This window comes from Vibrio sp. Vb0667, from assembly GCF_033391095.1.
On sequence record NZ_JAWPOL010000068.1, the window covers coordinates 1 to 2,815 of the forward strand.

Sequence of the window (2,815 nt, forward strand, 5' to 3'; positions counted from 1 at the left end):
AATAGGCACGGATTTATCAGAGTTTATTTTAGGTTAGGGTGCATGTGCGTCTCTCACACCTTAACTGCGCGTTAGCATTCACTAATAACAAAAAGGAGTATTATGAAAAATGTAATAGGAATGGCAGTGTTGCTAGTTTCTCTCTGGGGATGTGCATCAGCACCTGATAGAGTGGAAGCAAATAAAGTTGAGCCTAATTTTAATAACGGAAAGTCAATCGTTTATATTTTGCAAGGCAACAACAAAGGGCTGTTGGAAAATGTCCAAACCTATCGAGTAAATGGAGAGCCAACAGGGAAGTTGCTGAACGGATCTTATACTTGGTTTTACGCAGAGCCTGGTGAAAAAAATCTTGAATTTTATGATCCTTTAATCCCTTCAAGGCTCTTCTGGGACAAACAGTTCACTCTCAAGCAAGGTCAAACGGTCTATCTATACCAAGGGTGGGAGCTAGCGCATGCTTCCAACAAACTAACGACAGATATGGTTTTCATTGATGGTAATGCAACGGTTATTACTGCTCCAAGTCGTGAACAACAAGTTTTCAAACTCGCTGAAATATCGCAAGAAGATGCTCGAAGGCTTATGAAAAAACTGAGCTATGTGTCTAATGACTTGGAAAGTAAATAATTGCAGCGCCAACGTGATTGCTAACAATCTGCTCAAGAGGGATTCGCAACGCGTGGCATTTTTAGCATGCGTTGATTTTAGTGATTAAGGTGGTATGCAGCGGCTTCAGTATTGCGTTGCTCACCCCTTAGCAGGGCGTTATGTGTCCTTTCAATATATATCATGAAGTTAGCATGTAGCTAACACTTGTTATTTGGGGTTGTGCTACGCTCCGATAATTTAGTATCGGTAGGCATTATGCGTAGATTGATTGAATTGCAGGAACAACTGAATAAGCTTGATGATCTAATACCAGAAGGTGAAGAACAGTTGAGACTTAAGCAGAAAAAGACCATAAGTGAGTTTCTTGAATTATTGAAACCAAAGGTATTTCGCAATGATTTCATAAAACATGCTGTGTTAAGTAGCACTAAAACGTTCAAGGGATATGACTCGCGAGAGTTGAGAGCAATGTGTGAGTCATTACTTAAAACAGATTCTAGGCTCAAAACACTGAAGTGTGCAGTCGAAGAAGCTAGGAGCGCAAGGTTTCATTTAATGAAAGAAATCAATGAAAGGGCTGAGGTTTTAGAACAGAACAACAAAGTGTTCATTGATAGCTCAAAAGTTAAGATAGACTACAAGGAGGTCAAAGGTAGTTCCATGCCAAATTTGCCTTGGGAAGAAATCTTTGAATCCAAGTTTCTCTAAAGTGTCCACACAACAAACTGTTTAAGAGTGATTCGCAACGCATGGCATTTTTACTATGCGTTGCGTTCGGTGTTTAAGGTGGTATGCGGGCGCTTCGGTATTGCGTTGCTCACACCTTAACAGGGCGTTATAGCACAGGAGATAAATTTGGCAAACTATGAACAATATATGGATTACTTTAAGCTGATCCATGAAGACATGAACAAACTAGAATTTCGTTTAGACAGCAAGAACAGAATTTACTATCCATTGTTTTCGGCATCCATAGAACACTGTATTTCAATAAATTTTTTGAAAAATCAGTTTATGACAGTTTCGATGTATGCGTTGGTTCGACCTGCTTTGGAAAGTTACTTGCGAGCTATGTGGGTAAAGTACCATCTTGGTGAACTATCTATGGATGATGATCTTTCTAAAATGCACTTTCCAAAACGTATCGAAGTACTTATTAGTGAGGTGGATGCTGCTGTTCCCGAGTTTAAAGAAATCAATTTCCTTCAAGCTACTTTTGATGCGTTGACTCCAAATATGCATGATTTTACGCATGGTGGTATCCAGAGTGTAGCAAGGCAGTATTCTGGAGATACCTTGACCAACATTCGTGACGACGAAGAACTCGAATCTATTTTAAAGTTTAGTGTCCTTGTTTCTTCGCTAGCATACAGTGAAATCATCCAAGAAAATGTCGGTGGTGAAAGCATGCAGGCGAACAAAATTAGTAAAGCGGCGGAGCGGTTGCTTGCGCTATAACAAAGCATTTAAGAGTGATTCTCAACGCTTGGCATTTTTCATTCCATCGTTGAGTTCAGTGTTTACGGCGGTAAGGTTAGGTTCAGTGGTCGCGTTGTTCACACCTTAATGCGGCGTTAGGCATCTTTTCGAACCTAAGGGAGTGGGTATGTCGAAATTATTAGTTTACTTAACTGCGCTATTCTTTTCGCTCTACGGAGCTATCTTTGCTGTGTTCCCTGTAGACATGGCAAACTTAATTACAGGCTCAAGCCCCAATTCTACTTCTGCAACTATTGATTTTAGGGCTACGTATGGTGGTGCCCAGTTTGCAATCGGTCTTGCTTTGATACTCGTCCTCAAGATTAAGCAAGATGTCACTTTGGCTTTAATCATTGTAGCTATTACATTGTTATCTATGGCGTTTGGTCGTCTAATTGGTATCTTGTTTGACGGTCAACCTAATACACTAATGTATGTTTATTTAGTTGCAGAGTTAGTTTTTGGGTTATTAGCTCTATACCTGAGAAAGTCAGAGGCACCGGTAGCCAATGCCTAACAAACTGTTCAAGAGGGATTCGCAACGCTTGGCATTTTCACTATGCGTTGGTTTTAGTGTTTAAGGTGGTATGCGGCGGCTTTGGTATTGCGTTGCTCACCCCTTAACAGGGCGTTATGTGCTTATGAGGAAAATTGACATGGAAGTGATAGAGGCCAACCCTGATTTGGCCCCAATATTAGCGAGTTATGCGAAAGAATGCCTAGA

General features: G+C 40.6%; 4 protein-coding genes. All 4 read left to right on the top strand.

The window, feature by feature from the left end; translation table 11 throughout:
- Positions 1-102 precede the first annotated feature (102 nt).
- Positions 103-630 carry a DUF2846 domain-containing protein gene (locus R8269_RS23300; RefSeq protein WP_225492310.1) on the top strand — a complete coding sequence of 176 codons (528 nt, stop codon included), beginning with the start codon at positions 103-105 and terminating at the stop codon, positions 628-630.
- A gap of 237 nt (positions 631-867) precedes the next feature.
- Complete coding sequence (locus tag R8269_RS23305; protein ID WP_077281766.1) at positions 868-1,320, top strand: hypothetical protein; 453 nt, start codon at positions 868-870, stop codon at positions 1,318-1,320.
- Positions 1,321-1,467: 147 nt separating this feature from the next.
- The gene (locus tag R8269_RS23310; protein ID WP_157621963.1) at positions 1,468-2,070 is read left to right on the top strand and encodes a DUF6988 family protein; all 603 of its coding nucleotides are present in this window, start codon (positions 1,468-1,470) and stop codon (positions 2,068-2,070) included.
- A 148-nt stretch (positions 2,071-2,218) separates the two neighbouring features.
- Entirely contained in the window at positions 2,219-2,608 is a 390-nt protein-coding gene (locus R8269_RS23315) for a DUF4345 domain-containing protein (protein ID WP_054575548.1), read from the top strand.
- Positions 2,609-2,815 lie beyond the last annotated feature (207 nt).

Bases quoted from the DNA above. Each gene is read 5' to 3' on its own strand.
- R8269_RS23300 (WP_225492310.1), top strand. From the start codon at position 103: ATGAAAAATGTAATAGGAATGGCAGTGTTGCTAGTTTCTCTCTGGGGA.
- R8269_RS23305 (WP_077281766.1), top strand. From the start codon at position 868: ATGCGTAGATTGATTGAATTGCAGGAACAACTGAATAAGCTTGATGAT.
- R8269_RS23315 (WP_054575548.1), top strand. From the start codon at position 2,219: ATGTCGAAATTATTAGTTTACTTAACTGCGCTATTCTTTTCGCTCTAC.